Origin of the sequence: Paucibacter sp. M5-1 (assembly GCF_027498415.2) — a bacterium.
Classification (GTDB): Bacteria; Pseudomonadota; Gammaproteobacteria; order Burkholderiales; family Burkholderiaceae_C; genus Roseateles_E.
In genome coordinates, this window is sequence record NZ_JAPZLM020000001.1 from 4,220,236 (window position 1) to 4,239,852 (window position 19,617).

The 19,617-nt window shown below is 67.8% G+C and carries 22 protein-coding genes and 1 pseudogene; 18 read left to right on the plus strand and 5 right to left on the minus strand.

Going from position 1 to position 19,617, the window contains the following annotated elements:
- Positions 1-8 precede the first annotated feature (8 nt).
- Positions 9-317 (minus strand): EthD family reductase, encoded by a 309-nt coding sequence (locus O5M90_RS19930; protein ID WP_269838321.1) that lies wholly within the window; start codon positions 315-317, stop codon positions 9-11.
- 46 nt (positions 318-363) lie between these two features.
- Between O5M90_RS19930 and O5M90_RS19935 the strand changes: the two genes are divergently transcribed.
- From O5M90_RS19935 to O5M90_RS19945, 3 genes are all read left to right on the plus strand, one after another.
- Positions 364-1,029 (plus strand): hypothetical protein, encoded by a 666-nt coding sequence (locus O5M90_RS19935; protein WP_269838320.1) that lies wholly within the window; start codon positions 364-366, stop codon positions 1,027-1,029.
- A 69-nt stretch (positions 1,030-1,098) separates the two neighbouring features.
- Complete coding sequence (locus O5M90_RS19940; protein WP_269838319.1) at positions 1,099-2,346, plus strand: glycoside hydrolase family 18 protein; 1,248 nt, start codon at positions 1,099-1,101, stop codon at positions 2,344-2,346.
- Positions 2,347-2,391: 45 nt separating this feature from the next.
- The gene (locus tag O5M90_RS19945) at positions 2,392-2,976 is read left to right on the plus strand and encodes an NAD(P)H-dependent oxidoreductase (protein WP_269838318.1); all 585 of its coding nucleotides are present in this window, start codon (positions 2,392-2,394) and stop codon (positions 2,974-2,976) included.
- On the opposite strand, the gene O5M90_RS19950 is transcribed toward O5M90_RS19945, so the two are convergent.
- Both O5M90_RS19950 and O5M90_RS19955 read right to left on the minus strand, forming a co-directional pair.
- Positions 2,962-3,519, minus strand: coding sequence for a GNAT family N-acetyltransferase (locus tag O5M90_RS19950; RefSeq protein ID WP_269838317.1), 558 nt, complete (start codon positions 3,517-3,519; stop codon positions 2,962-2,964). The two genes, O5M90_RS19945 and O5M90_RS19950, sit on opposite strands and share 15 nt — an antisense overlap.
- A gap of 17 nt (positions 3,520-3,536) precedes the next feature.
- Complete coding sequence (locus O5M90_RS19955) at positions 3,537-5,711, minus strand: gluconolaconase (RefSeq protein WP_269838316.1); 2,175 nt, start codon at positions 5,709-5,711, stop codon at positions 3,537-3,539.
- A 110-nt stretch (positions 5,712-5,821) separates the two neighbouring features.
- Here O5M90_RS19955 and O5M90_RS19960 point away from each other — a divergent pair, with 110 nt between their 5' ends.
- From O5M90_RS19960 to O5M90_RS19975, 4 genes and pseudogenes are all read left to right on the plus strand, one after another.
- Complete coding sequence (locus tag O5M90_RS19960) at positions 5,822-6,421, plus strand: histidine phosphatase family protein (protein WP_269838315.1); 600 nt, start codon at positions 5,822-5,824, stop codon at positions 6,419-6,421.
- Positions 6,405-6,791 carry a hypothetical protein gene (locus O5M90_RS19965; RefSeq protein ID WP_269838314.1) on the plus strand — a complete coding sequence of 129 codons (387 nt, stop codon included), beginning with the start codon at positions 6,405-6,407 and terminating at the stop codon, positions 6,789-6,791. The genes O5M90_RS19960 and O5M90_RS19965 overlap by 17 nt, the downstream gene beginning before the upstream one ends.
- Positions 6,788-7,198 (plus strand): annotated as a pseudogene (locus O5M90_RS19970) (cysteine hydrolase family protein); the annotation flags it as partial. The gene O5M90_RS19965 and the pseudogene O5M90_RS19970, both read left to right, overlap by 4 nt.
- 162 nt (positions 7,199-7,360) lie before the next feature.
- Positions 7,361-7,804 carry a GNAT family N-acetyltransferase gene (locus O5M90_RS19975; RefSeq protein ID WP_262972394.1) on the plus strand — a complete coding sequence of 148 codons (444 nt, stop codon included), beginning with the start codon at positions 7,361-7,363 and terminating at the stop codon, positions 7,802-7,804.
- A 24-nt stretch (positions 7,805-7,828) separates the two neighbouring features.
- Here O5M90_RS19975 and O5M90_RS19980 read toward each other — a convergent pair whose 3' ends face one another.
- Positions 7,829-8,563, minus strand: a complete 735-nt coding sequence (locus tag O5M90_RS19980; protein ID WP_269838313.1) for an SDR family NAD(P)-dependent oxidoreductase — start codon at positions 8,561-8,563, stop codon at positions 7,829-7,831.
- A gap of 66 nt (positions 8,564-8,629) precedes the next feature.
- On the opposite strand from O5M90_RS19980, the gene O5M90_RS19985 reads away from it, so the two are divergent.
- The 11 genes from O5M90_RS19985 (at position 8,630) to O5M90_RS20035 (ending at position 18,361) form a co-directional block, all read left to right on the plus strand.
- Positions 8,630-9,634 (plus strand): NAD(P)/FAD-dependent oxidoreductase, encoded by a 1,005-nt coding sequence (locus O5M90_RS19985; RefSeq protein ID WP_269838312.1) that lies wholly within the window; start codon positions 8,630-8,632, stop codon positions 9,632-9,634.
- Positions 9,635-9,809: 175 nt separating this feature from the next.
- Entirely contained in the window at positions 9,810-11,414 is a 1,605-nt protein-coding gene (locus tag O5M90_RS19990; protein WP_269838311.1) for an ABC transporter substrate-binding protein, read from the plus strand.
- Positions 11,414-12,454 carry an ABC transporter permease gene (locus O5M90_RS19995; protein ID WP_269838310.1) on the plus strand — a complete coding sequence of 347 codons (1,041 nt, stop codon included), beginning with the start codon at positions 11,414-11,416 and terminating at the stop codon, positions 12,452-12,454. Before O5M90_RS19990 ends, O5M90_RS19995 begins: the two co-directional genes overlap by 1 nt.
- Positions 12,451-13,365: a nickel transporter permease gene (gene nikC / locus O5M90_RS20000; RefSeq protein WP_269838309.1), complete on the plus strand. Its 915-nt coding sequence runs from the start codon at positions 12,451-12,453 to the stop codon at positions 13,363-13,365. The genes O5M90_RS19995 and nikC overlap by 4 nt, the downstream gene beginning before the upstream one ends.
- A complete protein-coding gene (locus O5M90_RS20005; RefSeq protein ID WP_269838308.1) occupies positions 13,365-14,216 on the plus strand; it encodes an ABC transporter ATP-binding protein in 852 nt (283 codons plus the stop codon). Before nikC ends, O5M90_RS20005 begins: the two co-directional genes overlap by 1 nt.
- On the plus strand, positions 14,213-14,980 hold the full coding sequence (locus O5M90_RS20010; RefSeq protein WP_269838307.1) for an ABC transporter ATP-binding protein: 768 nt from the start codon (positions 14,213-14,215) through the stop codon (positions 14,978-14,980). The genes O5M90_RS20005 and O5M90_RS20010 overlap by 4 nt, the downstream gene beginning before the upstream one ends.
- A 194-nt stretch (positions 14,981-15,174) precedes the next feature.
- Complete coding sequence (locus O5M90_RS20015) at positions 15,175-15,957, plus strand: TIGR04255 family protein (protein WP_269838306.1); 783 nt, start codon at positions 15,175-15,177, stop codon at positions 15,955-15,957.
- An 8-nt stretch (positions 15,958-15,965) separates the two neighbouring features.
- The gene (locus tag O5M90_RS20020; RefSeq protein ID WP_269838305.1) at positions 15,966-16,481 is read left to right on the plus strand and encodes a hypothetical protein; all 516 of its coding nucleotides are present in this window, start codon (positions 15,966-15,968) and stop codon (positions 16,479-16,481) included.
- Positions 16,482-16,846: 365 nt separating this feature from the next.
- A complete protein-coding gene (locus O5M90_RS20025; RefSeq protein WP_440402293.1) occupies positions 16,847-17,167 on the plus strand; it encodes a hypothetical protein in 321 nt (106 codons plus the stop codon).
- A 113-nt stretch (positions 17,168-17,280) separates the two neighbouring features.
- Positions 17,281-17,949, plus strand: coding sequence for a glutathione S-transferase family protein (locus O5M90_RS20030; protein WP_269838303.1), 669 nt, complete (start codon positions 17,281-17,283; stop codon positions 17,947-17,949).
- A gap of 37 nt (positions 17,950-17,986) precedes the next feature.
- On the plus strand, positions 17,987-18,361 hold the full coding sequence (locus O5M90_RS20035; protein ID WP_269838302.1) for a methylglyoxal synthase: 375 nt from the start codon (positions 17,987-17,989) through the stop codon (positions 18,359-18,361).
- A 24-nt stretch (positions 18,362-18,385) separates the two neighbouring features.
- Here the strand turns inward: O5M90_RS20035 and O5M90_RS20040 are convergent, their stop codons facing one another.
- Positions 18,386-19,534, minus strand: a complete 1,149-nt coding sequence (locus O5M90_RS20040; protein ID WP_269838301.1) for a DNRLRE domain-containing protein — start codon at positions 19,532-19,534, stop codon at positions 18,386-18,388.
- Between the last annotated feature and the right edge of the window lie 83 nt (positions 19,535-19,617).

The following is a 19,617-nucleotide window of genomic DNA, read 5'->3' on the forward strand; positions in this document are numbered from 1 at the left end:
GCGCCGGCTCAGACCTCCTTGCTGTCGAAGATCAGGAGGTCCACGCCGGCCTGCGCGAAGTTGGCCAGGTCGGCGGCGGTGGCCTGGCCTTGCGGCGAGGCCATCGCGGTCTGGAGGGCCGCCAGCGAGTCGAAGCTCAGGATGGCCGCCAGGTGCAGCGGCGACTCGCCCTGCGGCGTCATCACGGGCCCGCTGCTGACCTCGTAGCGGCGCAAGCCCGCAATGGTCTTGGCCAGCGGCACATGGGTGGCGTGGTAGTGGGCGTCGAAGGCGGCCGCATCGGCCGGCTTCTTGTAGAGCGCAACAAGCTTTGCCATGGACTTCTCCATACCCGGCCGTGACGGCCTTCGCTATGCTAGCCCCATGATTGATCAACGACGCCTGATGCTGCGGGGCTGCGGCCTCTTGCTGCTGGCCCCGGTCCTGGGCCGGGCGGCAGAGGGGCCGCGCCAGAACCTGCTGGTCGAGCTGCGCTGGGCCGAGTCCAGTGTCAGCGGCGCGGCGGTGGCCGGCGTGCGCCAGGGCGGCGTGGTGGTGGGCACGGCCGGCTCGGTCTCGCCCCGGCCGGGGTTGACGCTTTCGACCCGGCGCCAGGAGGCCGAGGGCAGCCAGATCCAGCGCGTGCTGGTGCTCAATGGCTACCAGGCCAGCGTGCTGCTCAGCGAGACCGAGCTGCTGCAATGGCTGGACTATGGGGTCGAGCTGCGCGGCGGTGGGAGGGAGCGCCCGCGCATCCATGCCCAGACCCACAGCCTGCCCATCGAGCGCCAGCGCGGTTTTGTGCTGACCCCGTCCTGGCCGGGCGGCAAGCAGCCGGTGCGGGTCGAGCTGCGTGCCTTGGGTGCCGGCCAGCAGAGCGGGGCGCAGAGCGAACTGCTGTCGACCGTGCTGGTGGCGATGGGCGACTGGCTGACGGTGGCGCGCAGCGGCGCTGCGACCCGCCAACCCCAGGCCGGCGTGATCAGCAGCAGCGACGCCGAGGGCCAAAGCAGCCGTGAGCTGCAGCTGCGCGTCACGCTGGCACCTTAATTGGTATTAAATTGGCATCATATTGGTGTTAGTCTCGGGGCTACTAGCCCCTGATGGAGACACCGAGCGATGCGTTCCCTGCTGCTGGCCACCGGCCTGTTCCTGAGCACCACACTGGCCCAAGCCGAGCCGCCGCTGTTCGGCGCCGGGCCGCTGGCGGTGGAGCGCGGCAGCGATGCCAAGGTGGTCGGCGCCTATGTGCCGAACTGGGAGCCGGTGGCCGTCGTCGATGCCATCAAGCCCGGCAGCCTGAGCCATCTGCTCTATGCCTTTCTGCGCATCTGCGGCCCGGGTCAGCTGGCGCAGGATGCGAGCAAGTGCGAGGGCAAGCAGGCTTTCGAGCTGGCCACCGGCAAGGTCGACAGCGAGTTCGATGCCGCCTTCCTGCGTCTGAAGGCCCGCCAGCCTCACATCAAGGTCGTCGCCTCGGTGGGTGGTTGGGGCGGCTCCGATCCCTTCTTCCATCTGGCCAACGACGCGGCGCGGCGCGCGGTGTTTGCCGCCTCGGCCGTCGCCTTCCTGCGCGCGCACCCGGGCTTTGACGGCATCGACATCGACTGGGAGCACCCCGGCGGCAATGGCGCGGTCAACGGCGTGCAGCTCGGCAGCCCGGCCGATGGCCAGGGCTATGCCGATCTGATGAGCGAGCTGCGCCGCGCGCTCGATGCGCTGACGGCCGAGACCGGCCGGCCCTATCTGCTGACGACCGCGATCAACACCACCAGCGCCATCGTCGAGCGCATCAATTTCAAGCAGGCCCAGACCTCGCTGGACCTGGTCTTCATGATGACTTACGACTTCTACGGCGCCTGGTCGGCCGTGGCCGGCAACCACACGACGCTGCGCAGCAGCGCCCCCGAGGCCGACGACAGCCTGCAGCGCTCGGTGCGCAATATGGTGGCGGCCGGCGTGCCGGCGTCCAAGCTGGTGGCCGGCGTGGCCATGTACGGGCGCGGCTTCGCCGGCGTGGCAAGACCCGTCACCGGCGCGGCCAAGAAGGCCGCCTTCCCCGGCGCCGACGGCGCCGTGGTCTACCGCGAGATCGCCCAGCGCTACCTCGGCCCCAAGGGTCAGGGCTTGCGCGGCTTCAAGGCCCGCTTCGACCCGGTGACCGAGGCCTGGAATCTGCACCACCCCCAGCGGCAGCTCTTCATCGGCTACGACGACCCGCGCGCGGTGCGGGCCAAGGGTCGCTATGCGCTCGAGGCGGGCCTGGCCGGCCTGTTCGCCTGGGAGTTGAGTCAGGACAATGGCGACATTCTCAATGCGATGAACGCCGGGGTCGGCCACCGGCTGCTGCCCCACGCCAAACCCTGACCCACATCAAGCCCGGCGGAGGCCGGCGGGCTCAGCATGCGCAGCATGAGCCGCCTCCTGATCATCCAGGGCCATCCCGACGGCAGCGCCCCGCATCTATGCCATGCGCTGGCCGATGCCTATGCGGCCGGCGCGCTCGATGCCGGCCATGAGCTGCGCCGTGTCGAGCTGGCGCGGCTGGACTTCCCGCTGCTGCGCAGCCAGGCCGAATGGCAGCAGGGCGCGCTGCCGGCCGGCCTGCAAGAGGCCCAGGATGCGATCGCCTGGTGCCAGCATCTGCTGATCGTGTTTCCGCTCTGGCTGGGCGATATGCCGGCGCTGCTGAAGGGCTTTCTGGAGCAGGTGGCGCGGCCGGGCTTTGCCTTCCACAGCGAGGGCAACAATATGCTGGCCAAGAAGGGCCTCGCCGGCCGCTCCGCCCGTGTGCTCGTGACCATGGGCATGCCGGCCGCGCTGTACCGCTACTACTTCCGCGCCCACAGCCTCAAATCGCTGGAGCGCAACATCCTCGGCTTTGTCGGCATCGCACCGGTACAGGAGACCCTGATCGGCAGCGTCGAGGGTCTCAGCGAGGCCACGCGCAAGAAGTGGCTGGCGCAGCTGCGCAAGCTGGGTTCAGAGGCGGCCTAGCCCATCCTCGCGTGTCAGCCGGTACAGGCAATGCCGGCGCAGCGCATGGCCCATGGGCAGGGCGGGGTGGTCGAAATCCTCGGCGCTGTCGCTGCGCATGCCCAGTCGCTCCATCACCGCACGGGAGCGCAGATTGGTCAGCGCGGTGAAGGACACGATCTCGGCCAGGCCCAGCTGTTCGAAGCCTGCCGCCAGCGCTGCCCGTGCGCCTTCGGTGGCCAGGCCCTGGCCCCAGTGCGCACGCGCCAGCCGCCAGCCGATCTCCACGCAGGGCGAGAAGGGCAGCTGGCGGCGCGGCACGCTCAGGCCGATGAAGCCGATGAAGTCGCCGCTGTCGCGCAGTTCCACCGCCCAGTTGCTCCAGCCCCGCTCGGCGAACTGGGCCGTCCAGAGATCGATGCTGGCATCGCTCTGCTCACGGCTTTGCAGCGCGGGGAAGAACTCCATCACCTCCGGGTCGGCATTCAGCGCGGCAAAGGGCGCGCGGTCGCTGTCGCGCCAGGGGCGCAGCAGCAGACGGGCGGTGTTCAGTGTCAGCGGCATGGGGTGTTTGTACGCGATCAGCGCGGCGGCGGCGCTGCCTGCTGCAGCCTGAGCTCCCGAGTCGCCTCATTGCCCGCCCAGTCGCGCGCCAGCACCCGCAGCCGGTAGCGGCCCGGCGCCGGCAGGGTCAGCCGGCCCTCGGCCAGGCGCCCCTGGTCGACCCGGTTCATCAGCTGGTAGCGAAAGCGGGTGCTGGCCTGGCCGTGCACCGTGACGCCGCTGCCGGCGGCATAGGCGAGCTGGGTCATGCGGTCCTCGTCGACATCGCCCTGGGGCAGTTGCTCGAAACCGATCTGCCGGCGCGGCGGCTCGAAGCCCGGCAGCGGCCGGCCCGCCTCGTCGAGCAGCTGGTAGGCCAGGCTTTGCAGGCCCAGGCGCCGGCTCGGCTTGTTGCCGTCGACCTGGTCCCAGGCCTCGACCACCACGCTGAGGCCGGACGGGTCGGCAGGCAGCAGCAGATCGCCGCCCACGCGCGCGTTCAGCGGGCCGCCGGCCGCATCGAAGAGCTCGACCGACACGATGCGCGGCGGCTGCCGGTCGCTGAAGTCCTTGAAGCCCAGGGCCAGCGCATTGCCCTGGTGGCCGGGCGCGCCCAGGCTCAGATGCACATGGGCCATGCCGTTGAGCGTGCCCAGCACCTCACCGGCTTCAAAGCGGGTGCCGCGCCGCAGCCGCATGCGCTCGGGCCGGCCCTGCTCGTCGCGCAGCGGCACGAAGCGCTGCGGATCCAGCGGCCGCCCGTCGGCATGGCGGCCGACCCGCAGATGGACATAGGCCAGCGGCCCCAGCGCCAGCCCTTCGCTCAGCTCGCCAAAGCCCCAGCTGGCCAGCGGGCTCGTGACCTTGGCGTCGGCGATTGCCAGCACCTCGGCGCCGACCGGGCCGGCGATGTCCAGCCCGCCATGCAGATGGTGGCGCGGCTCCATCGTGCGCTCGCCCTTGTTGCTCCTGCCGCCGCGCACCTCGCCCAGCACCCCGACCACCTCGTGCGGGCCCTGCTGCGGCTTGAGCGGCCAGCGCCCGGCCGTCTGCGGCAGCGGCTGCTGCGCCGACGGCCCCAGCTCGCCCAGCGCCGCCTGGCTCTGGCCGGGCGCGACGGCGGCCAGGCGGTGCAACCGGTGGCTGGCGGCATCGGCCACCAGCAGGCTGCCGTCGGCCGCCAGCGCCAGGCCGGTGGGCCGGGCCAGCCGGTCGCCGGCGGTGATCTGCTGCAGCTGGCCATTGGGCGTCAGCTGCAGCACGCGGCCGCGCGCCTGCACACCGATATAGAGATGGCCGTCATGGCTCAGCGCCAGGCTCAGCGGGCGGCGCAGCAAGGCCTGCTCATCGTCCGGCGCGGCGCGCGCCACGGTCGTGACCGTGCCGTCCGGCGCCACCCGGCGGATCGCGTTATTGCCGGCATCGGCCACCAGGGCATGACCGTCGGCGGCTATCAGCAGCGCGGCGGGCGTGTCGAAGCGGGCCTCGGCGCCGATACCGTCGCGCTCGCCGGGCAGCTCGCCGCCGGCCAGGGTCAAGACCTGGCCCCCGGCGCTGATCAGACGGATGCGGTCGTTGTAGCTGTCGGCCACCCAGATCCGGCCCTGGCCATCGACGGCCAGGCCCAGCGGCCCGTTGAAGCGGGCCTGCTCGGCCGGCCCGTCGCGGTGGCCCGGCTGGCCGTCGCCGGCCAGGGTCGAGACCTGACCCTCGGGCGTGATCTTGCGGATGCGGTGGTTGCCGGTGTCGGCCACATAGAGATTGCCGGCGGCGTCCAGCGCCAGTCCCGAGGGCGTATGAAAGGCCGCCTCGGCGGCCGGGCCGTCGCGCCAGCCCTCGGCGCCGCTGCCGGCCAGGGTCAAGACCTGGCCCTCGGCCGTCAGCAGCCGGATGCGGTTGCTGGTGCCGCCGTCGGCGATATAAAGCCGGCCGCGCGCATCGGCGACCAGGCCGTAAGGGTCGGCAAAGCGGGCCTGGACCGCCGGGCCGTCGCGCCAGCCCTCGACACCGTCGCCGGCCCCGGGCCGCAACTGGCCGCGCCAGCCGATGACGGTGGGGGCGGGGCCTGCCGTCAGCGGCGCTGTGGCCTCCGGCACCAGCCCGGAGCGGCCGGCCAGCAGGACGGCGATCACGACGGCGCCAAACAGCGTGGCAATCAGCAGAACGGAACGGCGCATCATCGGCAGCAGCAGTACAAAGGGCAGGGCGCGCATCGTAGCCCTGTCCTTCGTCATCCCCCAAAAGAGCGGGCGCTTGTCGGGCCTGGATGACTTGTCGAGACGGCAGAATCTGGCTCCGTCGTCGCCGCCATCAAGGACCCGCCATGAGCGCTGAACCGCGCCGGCTCTATTTCATCAGCCATCCCAATGTCGTGATCAGCCGGGATGTGCCGGTGCCGCGCTGGCCGCTGTCCGAGCTGGGCCGCTCGCGCATGCGGCAGGCCCTGGCCCAGCCCTGGCTGGCCGAGGTCTCGGCGGTCTACTGCAGCAGCGAGCAAAAGGCCATCGATGGCGCTGACATCCTGGCCGCGCATCTGTCGCTAGGCGTTCAGATCGCCCCCGAGCTTGGCGAGAACGACCGCTCCGCCACCGGCTTCCTGCCGCCCGAGGAGTTCGAGGCCATGGCCGATGCATTTTTCGCCGAGCCGCTGCGATCGGTACGCGGCTGGGAACGCGCCGCCGATGCACAGGCTCGCATCGTCAAGGCGGTCTCCGCGCTCGCCGCAGCCGATACCAGCTCAGGAGCTATCGCCATCGTCTCGCATGGCGCCGTCGGCACCTTGCTGTACTGCCATCTCAGCGGCCAGCCCATCTCGCGCCGCTGGGATCAGCCGCCCAACGGCGGCGGCAACTACTACGGATTCGAGCTCGTGCCGATGCGGGCTCTGTCATGGTGGCTGCCCATCGATGAAGTCGCGTTTTGACAAGCTTTTCACCTTAGCCCTCATGCGCCTCATCATTGCCCTGTCGACTCTTTGCGCCATTGCCTCCTTGGCGCTTGCCCTGTACTGCGCAACGCGGATTCCGCTGCTGAAGCACAGCACGGAAACGGCGGTCGAACAGCTCAGCCAGAAGTACATGGATCGCTCACGACTCAAGACCTTGGAGCTTGCCGATGTTGACCGACACTTCGCGCTCATCCTGAGCAACGACAAGGCCAGGCATCGCGCCTGGTCGGAGCTGTGGCCGCTGGCTCCCTTTGGATTCCTGGCGATTTCGCTCGCGAACTTCGCGATCGCTGTTGCTTCCTATCGTTCGCGTCCTCGCGCTTCTCAAACTCTCACCATTCCATGAATCAAGCCGTCCTCGTCATCGATGTCCAACATGCCCTCAGCCACGGCGTCTATGCCGCCTTCGACGCCGACCGCGTGATCGAGCGCATCAATACGGTCTGCGCCAAGGCCAGGGCTGCCGGCATGCCGGTGATCCTGATCCAGCATCAGTCGGTCGGCGGCGCGCTGGACCATGGCAGCGAAGGCTGGCAGCTGGCCGCCGGTCTGGCGGTGCAGCCCGGCGATATCCGGCTGGGCAAGACCGCGACCGACTCCTTTCACAAGACCGAGTTGCAGGCCTTGCTGCAGCGCCTGGGCGTCGAGCGCCTGGTGGTCTGCGGCTTCCAGAGTGAGTTCTGCGTCGACACCACGGTGCGCCGCGCGCTGGGCCTGGGCTATCCGGTGAGCCTGGTGGCCGACGGCCATTCGACCTTGGACGGCCCGCTGCTGTCGGCCGCCCAGATCAGCGCCCATCACAACCGCACGCTGGCCGACATCGGCAGCTTCGGGCCGCGCGTGACGCCGGTGGCCGCCGCCGATCTGAGCTTCGAGGCGCAGTCCTGCAGCAAGGACCTTGTCGATGCGGGCGGCATCCGACTCGCCACGCTGGCCGATCTCGAGCCTGTCGCGGCCCTGTTCGACGCCTACCGCCAGTTCTACGAGCAGGCGCCGGATCTCGCGCTGGCCACCGGCTTCATCCGCGAGCGCTTGCAGAAACAGGAGTCGGTGATCCTGCTGGCCCGCGATGCCCAGGGGCAGGCCATCGGCTTCTGCCAGCTCTACCCGAGCTTCTGCTCGGTCGAGGCCCGGCCCATCTATGCGCTCTACGACCTCTATGTCGCGCCGGTGGCGCGCCGCTCGGGCACGGGCCGGGCGCTGCTGCAGGCCGCCGAGCGGCTGGCGCTCGAACAGGGCAAGGCCCGCATGGACCTGACGACGGCCAAGACCAACCGGGCCGCGCAATCGGTCTATGAGTCGCTGGGCTGGGTGCGCGACGAGGTCTTCTACGCCTACAGCCGGCAGCTCGGCCGCTAGCACCGGGCCGCAAGCCCGGCCCGCTCACCAGGGCAGCGTGCTGCCGTCGTAGCTGAGGAAGGCGCCGCTGTCCTCAGGGCGGGCGGCGTCCAGCACGGCCAGCATCTGGGCGGCCGCCAGCGCCGCCGGCCGGCCGATCTCGGCACCGCGAAAGGGCGCGGACAGCGCCGAGCTGACCGTGCCCGGATGCAGGGCCAGGATCAGCGCGTCGGGCTTGCTGCGGCGCAGCTCGATCGCGGCGGTCTTGACCAGCATATTCAGCGCGGCCTTGGAGGCGCGGTAGCTGTACCAGCCGCCCAGCCGGTTGTCGCCAATGCTGCCGACCTTGGCCGAGAGCAGGGCCAACACGCTGCGCTGCCGGCCGTCCAGCAGCGGCGTGAAATGGCGCAGCAGCAGGGCCGGCCCGAAGGTGTTGGCGGTGAAGGTGGCGAGCATCTGCGCCGGGTCCAGATCGGCCAGGCGTTTCTCGGGCATGAAGCCCTCGCCGTGCAGCAGACCGGCCGCGTTGATGATCAGCTGGAAGGGGCCCTGGTCGGCCAGCGCAGCGGCCGCCTCGGCGATGCTGTCGGGTCGGGCGAAATCGATGGCCAGCGGCGCCGAGTGGCGGTGCAGTGCGACGCACAGCCCGCAGCGCGGGTCGGCCCGCAAGGCCTGCACAAAAGCGGCGCCGAGGGCGCCTGAGGCGCCGATGACCAGGGCACGGTAGCCGTCGGGCAGTTTGCCAAGCAGCGCTTGGTCTGGAGGCGGGGCTGCTGTCATGGCCGCAGCGTAGCCGAGATGGCCAAGCCCTGCCGCGGCCGGGACAAGCCGGCACAATGCGCCGCCATGAGCTCTTCCTCAGTGCGCCTTGAGCTGGCCGTCATCGGCGCCGGCATCGCCGGCCTGGCCTGTGCCGACGCCTTGCAGCAGGCCGGTCACCGGGTGCGGCTGTTCGAGAAAAGCGCTGGCCCCGGCGGCCGCATGAGCACCCGGCGCGACGAGGCGGCCGGCTGGCAATGCGACCACGGCGCGCAGTACTTCACTGCCCGCGATCCGGACTTCCGTGCCGAGCTGCAGCGCTGGCTGGCGGCCGGCGCCGCCGCGCTGTGGACGCCGCGCCTGAGCGTCATCGGCGAGGCCGATCGGCACCGCCGCGAGGCCGGGCTGGAGCGCTTTGTCGGCCTGCCGCGGATGACGGCGCCGGCCCGGCTGCTGGCCGCCGAGCTGGCGCTCAGCAGCGGCTGCACCATCACCGCGCTGCAGCGCGAGCCCGGGGGCTGGCGGCTGCACAGCGCCGAGCAGGGCCTGTTGGCGGCGCGCTTCGATGCGCTGCTGCTGGCCCTGCCGGCGCCCCAGGCCGGCGCGCTGCTGCGGACCGCCGCTCAGGAAGAACTGGCCGCGCTGGCCGACAGCGTCCGCATGCGCGGCTGCTGGGCGCTGATGCTGCGCTACCCGGCGGCGCTGGCGCTGCCCTTCGATGCCGCCTTCGTCAACAGCGGGCCGCTGCGCTGGCTCGCGCGCGACAGCAGCAAGCCCGGCCGCGCTGTCGGCAGCGGGCCCGAGACCTGGCTCCTGCACGCCGAGGCCGAGTGGAGCGAGGCCCGGCTGACCTGGCCTGCCGACACGGTGGCGGCCGAGCTGCTGCAGGCCTTTGCCGCGCTGGGTGCGCCCGCGCCCGCGGCCTGGACCGCGCAGCGCTGGCGCTATGCCGACACGCAAGCGGCCCTGAGCCTGGGCAGCGTCTGGCGGGCCGAGACCGGCTTGGGCCTGTGCGGCGACTGGCTCAACGGCGGCAAGGTCGAGGGCGCCTGGCTCAGCGGCCGCGCGCTGGCCCGGCAGCTGCCGGGCTGAACTGTGCGCGCTGCGCACGGTCCATGCCCTGCGGCTATGCCAGGCTCTTCAACCGCTATCGCCGCCGGCGCCGGCGCTACTGGTTTACACCACCCGGGATAGCACGGAGCGCGGGCAAGAATGCGCTGTTCGTCTACCCCACAACGCAGCCATCAGTCGAGGAAACCCGATGCTCATGAGCCCCAAGATCTCCCGCCGCACCGTCCACGGCCTGCTGGCCGCCAGCCTGGCCCTGGCCTATGGCATCGCGCCGGCCGCCACGCCCAAAGACACCCTGGTTCAGGCCTTCGCCTTCGACGACATCATCTCGATGGACCCGGGCGAATCCTTCGAGCTCTCGGCCGGCGAGATCCTCGGCAATACCTATGACCGCCTGCTGCGCCTGGATGTGAATGACCCGTCCAAGGTGATCGGTGACCTGGCCAAGAGCTGGACCGTCTCGGCCGACGGCAAGACCTTCACTTTCGAGCTCAAGCCCGGCCTGAAATTCACCTCCGGCAATGCGCTGACCGCCGAGGACGTGGTCTGGTCGCTGCAGCGCGCGGTGCTGCTGGACAAGACGCCGGCCTTCATCCTGACCCAGTTCGGCCTGAAGAAGGACGTGGTCAAGGACCGCATCAAGCAGACCGGCCCGCTGACGCTGACGATCGAAACCGACAAGCCCTATGCGACCACGCTGGTGCTGAACTGCCTGACCGCCGATGTGGCCTCGGTGCTGGACAAGAAGCTGGTGCTGAGCAAGGAAGCCAATGGCGATATGGGCTACGCCTGGCTGAAGACCAATTACGCCGGCTCGGGCCCCTACAAGCTGCGCGAGTGGCGTGCCAACGAGATCGTCGCGCTGGAGCGCAATGAGAACTACAGCCTGGGCGCCAAGGCACCGCTGGCCCGCGTGATCTACCGCCATGTGAAGGAGGCCGCGACCCAGCGCCTGCTGCTGGAGAAGGGCGATATCGACATCGCCCGCAACCTGGCGCCGCAGGACATCACGGCCCTGGCCGCCAGCAAGGACATCAAGACCACCGCCGCGCCCAAGGGCACCGTGGTCTATATGAGCTTCAATATGAAGAACCCGGCGCTGGCCAAGCCCGAGGTGCGCGAGGCGATGAAGCTGCTGGTGGACTACGACGGCATCGGCGAGACCCTGGTCAAGCACATCGGCCAGATCCACCAGAACTTCCTGCCGGTAGGCCTCTTGGGCGCCAGCACCGACAAGCCCTTCAAGTTCGATGTGGCCAAGGCCAAGGCGCTCTTGGCCAAGGCCGGTTACCCGGACGGCTTCAAGGTCACCATCGATATGCGCACCGTGCAGCCGGTGCAGGGCATTGCCGAGAGCTTCCAGCAGACCGCCAAGCGCGCCGGCATCGACATCGAGATCATCCCCGGCGACGGCAAGCAGACGCTGACCAAGTACCGCGCCCGCAGCCACGACATCTATATCGGCCAGTGGGGCGCCGACTACTGGGACCCGCACACCAATGCCGACACCTTCGCGCGCAATGCCGACAACAGCGACGGCGCGGCCGCCAAGCCGCTGTCCTGGCGCAATGCCTGGGACATTCCCGAGCTGACCAAGAAGAGCGATGCCGCCGCGCTGGAGCGTGACGGCTCCAAGCGCGCCAAGATGTACCAGGATATCCAGGCCGAGTTCCGCAAGACCAGCCCCTTCGTGATCCTGTTCCAGCAGACCGAGGTGGCCGCCTACCGCAGCAATCTCAGCGGCCTGAAGCTGGGCCCGACCTTCAGCACCAACTACATGTTCAAGGTCTCCAAGCGCTGATGACGGGATTTGCTCGGGCGCTGAAGCCCAGGGCGCGCGCCCTGGGCGGATTTCTGGTGGTCATCGCGCTGACCTATCTGGGCCTCTTGGCCGTGACCTTCTTCATCGGCCGGGTGATCCCGGTGGACCCGGTGCTGGCCGTGGTCGGCGATCGCGCGCCCGAGCATGTGATCGCCCGGGTGCGCGAGGAGATGGGACTGAACAAGCCGCTCTGGCATCAGTTCTGGCTCTATCTGCAAAAGGTCGCCCAGGGCGATCTGGGCACCTCGGTGCTGACCTCCAACCCGGTGCTGCAGGACATCAAGCGGGTGTTCCCAGCCACCTTCGAGCTGGCCACCGTGGGCATCCTCATCGGTGCCGGCCTGGGCGTGCCGCTGGGCGTCTGGGCGGCGGTGCGGCGCGGCGGCCTGGTCGACCAGGCCGTGCGGGTGATGGCCCTGGTCGGCTACTCGGTGCCCATCTTCTGGCTGGGCCTGATGGCCCTGGTGCTGTTCTATGCCAAGCTCGACTGGGTGGCGGGGCCGGGGCGCATCGATGTGGCCTTCGAGTACAGCGTCACGCCGGTCACCGGGCTGATGCTGGTGGACACGGCGATGGCCGGTGAGTGGGAAGCCTTTCGCAATGCGCTCTCGCACCTGATACTGCCCGGCGCGCTCTTGGGCTATTTCTCGCTGGCCTATATCAGCCGCATGACACGCTCCTTCATGCTCAACGAGCTGAGCCAGGAATACGTGATCGCGGCCCGCGCCAAAGGGCTGAGCGAGGCCCGCATCATCTGGCGCCATGCGCTGCGCAATGCCATGGTGCCCCTGGTCACGGTGATCGCGCTGTCCTATGCCGGCCTGCTGGAGGGCTCGGTGCTGACCGAGACCGTGTTCGCCTGGCCGGGCCTGGGCCTGTACATCACCAACTCGCTGCAGAACGCCGATATGAACGCGGTGCTGGGCGGCACCCTGGTGGTGGGCTCGATCTTCGTGGCGCTGAATCTGTTGTCTGACTTGCTGTACCGAATGCTGGATCCGAGGACACGCGTCCGATGAGCACCGATCTGAAAAACCTGCATCAGTGGCTGATGAGCGAGCGGCCTGAGTCGCGCCGCCAGGCCGCGCTTGGTCGGGCCTATGCCGGCTGGCGCACTTTTGCGCGCAACCGCCTGGCCCTGGTGGGCCTGACCATCGTCGCGCTACTGATGCTGATGGCCCTGTTCGCCCACCAGCTGGCGCCCTATGACCCCAGCGTCGGCGATCTGCGCACGACCCGGCTGCTGGAGCCATCGAGTGCGCACTGGATGGGCACCGACGACCAGGGCCGCGACATCCTCTCGCGCATCATCCACGGCTCGCGCATCACGCTCTTTGTCGTCGTTCTGGTGGCCGTGCTGGCCGCGCCCATCGGCCTCTTGGTCGGCACGGTGGCCGGCTACCGGGGCGGCATGATAGACGCGGTGCTGATGCGCGTCACCGACATCTTTCTGGCTTTCCCGCGCCTGATCCTGGCGCTGGCCTTTGTCGCGGCCTTGGGCCCCGGCATCGAGAACGCGGTGCTGGCCATCGCGCTGACCTCCTGGCCGCCCTATGCGCGCATGGCGCGGGCCGAGACGCTGACGATACGCCAGGCCGACTACATCGCCGCGGTGCAGCTGGTCGGTGCCTCGCACAGCCGCATCGTGCTGCGCCACATCATGCCGCTGTGCCTGCCCTCGGTGATCGTGCGCGTCACGCTGGACATGGCCGGCATCATCCTGACCGCCGCCGGCCTCGGTTTCCTGGGCCTGGGCGCGCAGCCGCCGATGCCCGAATGGGGCGCGATGATCGCGGCCGGCCGGCAGTATGTCTTGGACCAATGGTGGGTGGCGGCGGGGCCGGGCCTGGCCATCTTCATCGTCAGCCTGGCCTTCAATCTGCTCGGCGATGGCCTGCGCGACACCCTCGACCCGAAAAGTAATAAGTGATGAGCGACACCACCCCTGCGCTGCTCGAAGTCGAGGACCTGCGTGTCTCATTCCTCACCCGCGACGGCGGTCTGTTCGAGGCGGTGCGCGGCGTCAGCTTCAGCCTGGGCCGCGAGCGGCTGGGCATCGTCGGTGAATCCGGCTCCGGCAAGTCGCAGACCGGCCGTGCCATCCTGGGCCTGACCGCGCCCGAGGCCCGCATCACGGCCAAGCGCCTGGCTTTCAAGGGTCAGGACTTGCTCGGCGCCACACCGGCCCAGCGCCGCGCGATGCGCGGCGGCAGCATCGCGATGGTCTTGCAGGACCCCAAGTATTCGCTGAACCCGGTGATGAAGATCGGTGAGCAGATCCGCGAGAGCCTGCAGGCCCATCAGCGCGGGCTGTCCTCGTCCGAGGCCAGGCAGCGGGTGCTGCGGGCGCTGGCCGATGTCGCGATCGATGACCCAGAGCGCGTCTACAAGCTCTACCCGCACGAGGTCTCGGGCGGCATGGGCCAGCGCGCGATGATCGCGATGATGCTGATCGCCGAGCCGCAGTTGCTGATCGCCGACGAGCCGACCTCGGCGCTGGACGTGACCGTGCAGCTGCAGGTGCTGGGCATTCTCGACAAGCTGGTCAAGGACCGCGGCATGGGCCTGATCTTTGTTTCGCATGACCTGCGCCTGGTGGCCAGCTTCTGCGACCGGGTGCTGGTGATGTATGCCGGCAAGGTGGTCGAGGAGGTGCGCGCCACCGAGCTGCAGGCGGCCAGGCACCCCTATACGCAAGGCCTGCTGAACTGCCTGCCGCGCCTGGGCGCGTCGCGCCATCCGCTGCCGACGCTGAACCGACAAGAGGAGTGGAAGCTGTGAGCGGGGACTCCCGATTGGGCATTGAAGTACAGGGCCTGCAGGTTCGCTATGGCGAGTTCACCGCGGTACATGAGGCGAGCTTCACCGTCGCGCCCGGCGAGAGCTTCGGCCTGGTCGGCGAATCGGGCTCGGGCAAGTCCACCATCCTGCGCGCGATCTGCGGCCTGGCGCCGCGCACGGCCGGCACGGTCAGGTTGATAGGCGCCGGTTCACAGCCCGAGCCCGGCAGCAAAACCTTCCGCCGCCTGGTGCAGATGGTGTTCCAGGACCCCTACGGCTCGCTGCATCCGCGCCAGACCATAGACCGCATCCTCGCCGAGCCGCTGGCCATCCACGGCATGGCCGCCGATGCCGAGGCCCGCATCCGCCGCGCGCTCGACGAGGTCGGCCTGGGCCAGGGCTTCCGTTTCCGCTACCCGCATCAGCTCAGCGGCGGCCAGCGCCAGCGCATCGCCATCGCCCGCGCGCTGATCCTGCAGCCGCAGATCCTCTTGCTCGACGAACCCACCTCGGCCCTCGACGCCTCGGTGCAGGCCGAGGTCTTGAACCTGCTGGAATCCCTGCGCCGCGAGCGCGGCCTCACATTCGTGATGGTCAGCCACGACCTCGGCGTCGTCACCCATCTCTGCGAGCGCCTGCTGGTGATGCAGCAGGGGCGCATGGTCGAGCAGGTGGACGCGGTGGCGCTGGCCGAGAGCCGGGTCGAGCAGGACTACACCAAGCAGTTGATGCGGGCGGCGGTGGGGTTTAGGAGGGAGGGGTGAGGGGCGGCCGAAGCGGAAGGCGCGTAGCAGTCCTGATCGGCCCTGTGCGCTGACGGGCTGCTTGCGATCCATAGGGCTGATGGGACATTGCTAGCTAGGGTTTGCGCGGTCCTCAAAGAAGGGAAGGGAGCGTCGGCTCTTCATGGCAAAATCCCACCGGACTTTTAGCTACACGCGCTCAGCCCGCGATAAGCATGAACCCCACTTGGGAAGCAGACACTCTGGTTGCGGTACGGTCGAAAAACGTCGATCGTTATAAGCGCAACTACTTACGCCAAGCGGTCTGTGAGTTGCGTTTCCCTACTCTCATGGAACTCGGAGCAGCGAGGCCGCCTGAGAAGTTTGTGACGGCGCTTCGAAAGGACTACCCGTACCTTGAGCTGCAGAATGAGGTGACCTTAGCTTTGGGGAGCGTGTCGTCTGGGTCGAACAGCACACATGTTTTTCGATCTGCAAAGCTGAATTGGACTGTTTCGCTTAAGGAAAGTGCAGTCTCCATTGAGACCACGGCGTATACGGAATACGCTCAAATGCGTGAGAAGGTGCTGCGTGTGGTTGATGCGGCGACAAAGGTGATCGATTCGGACTTTTTCACGCGAGTCGGGCTTCGATACATCAATGTCATTGAGGGAACGGATGATCCTCGCAATGGGTGGGTTAATCACCAGCTTGTTGCTCCCATTGTTGGGACTAATTTCAAGGGCATCGGCGAGTACGCTGGGAAACTGCAACTCGTTGCTGGAGACGGAGGCTGTTTGCTTCAGCACGGGATAAGGGTCAGCCGTCAGCAGAAGGACGCATCAATACATCCAGAGTACATGCTGGATGTTGACGTCTTTCGCAACGAGGTCGCCGTGGATGATGTCTCGGCCGCATTGGATGTAATGCACTCTCAGGCTTTTGATGTTTTTGACTGGTCGCTTGGAGAGAAGGCTCGTGAATATCTCTCCAGTGCAGGAAAATCGACGAAGGGGTAAGGCGCGCCATGGATTTCTATGTTGATACGACCCCCCTAATAACGCCGTCGTTTAGCTGGGTTAGTACAGCCCCTTTCGAGCCGGAAAAACAAGCTCGGAAGGGGTTGGCGAGTCGAACAGCTTTTGCGTCAGAGAAATCTGGAATTGTTGATTTTTTCAATGATACAAAGGAGGGGCCGCAAGCCCCAACTGCACTGACGCCAACATCGGTATCTGCGCCCAATGTGACGCCAATTGGGAATGAGTCATTCAAAGTCAAAGCTGCAGAGGCTGACTTCCATTCGGGTCAAGATGTAGACCGCATAGCAAGGCGTCGCGTTGAGTTGATGGCGGCCAAGTACGCTGGCGGCAGAAATACAGCTGAGATAGTCGCAAGGCTAGAAATCCTCAACAACCGTTTGATTGAAAGATCGCCGCGCATTACGCCCGCTCAGGTTGATGCGCTGGAAGAGGCTGCGCTGGTGGTGGCGCGAAGTAAGGCTACTCGGGAAGAGCGTGCTAAGCGACTGGGACTCTCTATTTAGTCGTGGCGCTTTTCCAATATCCCAAAGCCAAACACATTCGCGCGCTCAAGCCGGGGAAGTTTAGGCAGTACCGTACATATAAGCGTTTCCTGCAGTGGGAATTTGCAAGGGTATGCGTGTACTGTCGACAACCCGACAGCAGTGCTCCCAATCTGAATTTCGGGGTGGATCACTATAGGCCAAAGGGCATTCAGAGGTTTGCTCATCTTTTGTGTGACTACCAGAACCTGTTCTATTGCTGTGGTATCTGCAATAGCAGGAAGAACAACGATTGGCCTGTTGATGAGAAGGCTGGCCCTTTCATTGTCAATCCGTGTGACCATGAGATGGCTAGGCACCTGCGGTTCGATGCATCTACAGGGCGAATGGAGCCGCAGACGGCCGATGGCAGGCATACGGAAGAATTGCTGCTTCTCAATGACGGCGCAACGGTGGGATACCGGCTAGGCGCATTGAAAACGGCGAGCCTCCTCGCATCTGAAATCGCAAGCCAAGAAAAAATGTTGAAGGGTGTGGCTCGCTTGGTGCGGGCGGGCAAACTGACTAAACCGGAAGGTGCTGCCGAGGACGCGGCTATCAACCAAGAGTTGGATGTACTGCGAGACACGCTGCTGCGGACGACGGGAGAACTTCCATTGCCACCATTGCCCCGCCATCGAGGTGGATTGACGCTACTTTCCCCTTAGGCGATCAAGTTCAGGTTCTCCCTGCAGCCGTGTTTCCTGATGAGCATGTCGAACCCCGCCCACCCCATCCGTCGAGTCTCCATGGCACCATCGCCACCAACGGAGACATTCCCATGCCCCTGCAGCTCTACTACCACCCCTTCTCGTCCTACTGCCAGAAGGTGCTGATCGCGTTCTACGAGAACGCGATTCCGTTTGAGCCGCAGCTGCTGGAGGGGCCGGACTGTCCGGCGACGAAGGCGCTGGCCGAGTTGTGGCCGATCAAGCGCTTTCCGCTGCTGGTCGACGAGGAGCGCGGCGCCACCATCATGGAGGCGAGCTGCATCATCGAATACCTGGGCCTGCACCGCCCGGGCCCGGTGCGCCTGCTGCCCGAGGATGCGCAGGCGGCGCTGGAGGTGCGGATGCTGGACCGCTTCTTCGACAACTATGTCTCGACGCCGCAGCAGAAGATCGTCTTCAACGCCTTGCGGCCGCCCGAGCAGCGCGACGCCTACGGTGTCAGCGAGGCGCGGGCGATGCTGGATACCGCCTATGCCTGGCTCGATGCGCGCATGGCTGCAGGGCGCGAGTGGGCGGCCGGCGCGCAGTTCAGCCTGGCCGACTGCGCCGCCGCGCCCTTTCTGTTCTATGCCGACTGGACCCATGCCATCGACAAGGCCCACACCCATCTGCTGGCCTACCGCCGCCGCCTGCTGGCGCGGCCCTCGTTCGCGCGTGCCGTCGATGAGGCCAGGCCTTATCGCCACTACTTCCCGCTGGGCGCGCCCGACCGCGATTGACGCCGCGCTGTAACTGCCCGGCCCCTAAGATGCGCCCATGAGACTCGCCCTGATCGCCCACGACCGCAAGAAGAACGAGATGGTGGCCCTGGCCGCCGAGTTCCTGCCCTTCCTGAATACCTGTCAGCTGATGGCCACCGGCACCACCGGCGGGCGGCTGCGCGACGAGCTGGGACTGGTCCATGTCGAACGGCTGCTCAGCGGGCCGCTGGGCGGCGATCTGCAGATCGGGGCGCGGCTGGCGGTGGGCGAGGTGGACGGCGTGATCTTTCTGCGCGACCCGATGACGCCGCAGCCGCACGAGCCCGACATCAACGCGCTGGTGCGGGCCTGCGATGTGCACAACATCCCCTGCGCCACCAATGTGGCCGGCGCGCGGCTGATGCTGGAGGCCTGGGCTTTTCCAGGTTGAGCGGGCCGAGCGGGCCGAACCCCGCTAGTTGGTCACCAGGCTCCAGCCGGTGCTCCAGTCGTCGGAGTTGCCGCTCAGCGTCAGCGCGGCCGAGGTGCCGCGGGCGCAGGGGCCGATCAGATAGCTGCCGGCGCCCAGTGTGAAGCTGTTGCTGAGGTTGATCAGCTGCCGCACATTGGCGGTGGTGGGCATGATCTTGTAGCCGTTATTGGGCGAGAAGACCGTGCCGCCGCTGCTGAGGGCGTAGCAGACGTCGACGCGCAGATTGGTGTTGAGCGAGGCGGTGAAGCTCAGCGTGGCGGCGTTGCTGAAGCGCTGGGTGGTGGTGGTTGTCACGCTGGCGGTGGGGCCGAGGAAGGCATAGGTCGCGGTCGCGATCGGCGTGGTGCTGACCTGGCCGTTCCAGGAGCGCACCTGGTTGACGCCGCTAGGCCCCTGTGGCCCCTGGGCGCCGGTGTCGCCCTTGGGCCCCGTCGCACCGGTCAGGCCCTGCGGCCCCTGGGCACCGGTCGCGCCGGTATCGCCCTTGGGGCCGGGCGGGCCGGCCGGGCCGGTGTCGCCCTTGTCGCCCTTGGCCCCCTGGTCCATCAGGCTCAGGTCCAACCGGGCCACATGGCCGGTGGCGGTGTTCTCCTTGCTGTCGAAGAACACCACGGTGGCCGGCGCCGAGACGGCCGGCACCAGCGCGAAGCCATGGTTGCTGCCGGGGCTGGTGATCCATTGCCGCACCTGGGCCGTCACATCGATGGCCAGATACTGGCCGGCGGCACTGACCGGCACGGCCGGCACGCTGCCGGCGCCCGAGGTGGTCGGCGGGCTGGCGGCGGTGGCGCCCAGCTCGGTCCAGGGGCTGTAGACCGTCTGGGCCTCGATCGCGCCGGGCGTGCCGACCCGATTGACATACAGCACCAGGCTGGCCTTCTGCAGCTTGGCCGCCGTCAGCCCGGCCGGCAGCGTGCCCAGATCGAAGCGCAGCAGCGCCTGCGAGCCGCCGCCGACATTGAGCGTGGGCAGCGCGCCGAAATTGCTGGCCGGCAGGCTGGCGCTGATATGGGTGTCGGCCGCCGGCACCGCGTCGACGGCCCAGGCCACGCCGGTCGGCAGGCCGCACAGCAAGGCCAGGGCCAGGCACCGAGCGGCGGAGACTGAGAAACAAGAAAAGGCGTACTGCATGACGAACTCCCGGCCGCTGAAATGGGCCTGCGCCAGCCTAGCCCCCGGCGCTGCGCTTGACCATGGCCGCGCGTCCCCGAAAC

Bases quoted from the DNA above. Each gene is read 5' to 3' on its own strand.
- O5M90_RS19980 (WP_269838313.1), bottom strand. From the start codon at position 8,563: ATGACAGCAGCCCCGCCTCCAGACCAAGCGCTGCTTGGCAAACTGCCC.
- nikC (WP_269838309.1), top strand. From the start codon at position 12,451: ATGAGCACCGATCTGAAAAACCTGCATCAGTGGCTGATGAGCGAGCGG.
- O5M90_RS19935 (WP_269838320.1), top strand. From the start codon at position 364: ATGATTGATCAACGACGCCTGATGCTGCGGGGCTGCGGCCTCTTGCTG.
- O5M90_RS20015 (WP_269838306.1), top strand. From the start codon at position 15,175: ATGAACCCCACTTGGGAAGCAGACACTCTGGTTGCGGTACGGTCGAAA.
- O5M90_RS19945 (WP_269838318.1), top strand. From the start codon at position 2,392: ATGAGCCGCCTCCTGATCATCCAGGGCCATCCCGACGGCAGCGCCCCG.
- O5M90_RS19990 (WP_269838311.1), top strand. From the start codon at position 9,810: ATGAGCCCCAAGATCTCCCGCCGCACCGTCCACGGCCTGCTGGCCGCC.
- O5M90_RS19960 (WP_269838315.1), top strand. From the start codon at position 5,822: ATGAGCGCTGAACCGCGCCGGCTCTATTTCATCAGCCATCCCAATGTC.
- O5M90_RS19940 (WP_269838319.1), top strand. From the start codon at position 1,099: ATGCGTTCCCTGCTGCTGGCCACCGGCCTGTTCCTGAGCACCACACTG.
- O5M90_RS19965 (WP_269838314.1), top strand. From the start codon at position 6,405: ATGAAGTCGCGTTTTGACAAGCTTTTCACCTTAGCCCTCATGCGCCTC.
- O5M90_RS19995 (WP_269838310.1), top strand. From the start codon at position 11,414: ATGACGGGATTTGCTCGGGCGCTGAAGCCCAGGGCGCGCGCCCTGGGC.
- O5M90_RS20035 (WP_269838302.1), top strand. From the start codon at position 17,987: ATGAGACTCGCCCTGATCGCCCACGACCGCAAGAAGAACGAGATGGTG.
- O5M90_RS19985 (WP_269838312.1), top strand. From the start codon at position 8,630: ATGAGCTCTTCCTCAGTGCGCCTTGAGCTGGCCGTCATCGGCGCCGGC.
- O5M90_RS19930 (WP_269838321.1), bottom strand. From the start codon at position 317: ATGGCAAAGCTTGTTGCGCTCTACAAGAAGCCGGCCGATGCGGCCGCC.
- O5M90_RS20030 (WP_269838303.1), top strand. From the start codon at position 17,281: ATGCCCCTGCAGCTCTACTACCACCCCTTCTCGTCCTACTGCCAGAAG.
- O5M90_RS20040 (WP_269838301.1), bottom strand. From the start codon at position 19,534: ATGCAGTACGCCTTTTCTTGTTTCTCAGTCTCCGCCGCTCGGTGCCTG.
- O5M90_RS19950 (WP_269838317.1), bottom strand. From the start codon at position 3,519: ATGCCGCTGACACTGAACACCGCCCGTCTGCTGCTGCGCCCCTGGCGC.
- O5M90_RS19955 (WP_269838316.1), bottom strand. From the start codon at position 5,711: ATGCGCGCCCTGCCCTTTGTACTGCTGCTGCCGATGATGCGCCGTTCC.
- O5M90_RS20025 (WP_440402293.1), top strand. From the start codon at position 16,847: ATGGAGCCGCAGACGGCCGATGGCAGGCATACGGAAGAATTGCTGCTT.
- O5M90_RS20020 (WP_269838305.1), top strand. From the start codon at position 15,966: ATGGATTTCTATGTTGATACGACCCCCCTAATAACGCCGTCGTTTAGC.
- O5M90_RS20005 (WP_269838308.1), top strand. From the start codon at position 13,365: ATGAGCGACACCACCCCTGCGCTGCTCGAAGTCGAGGACCTGCGTGTC.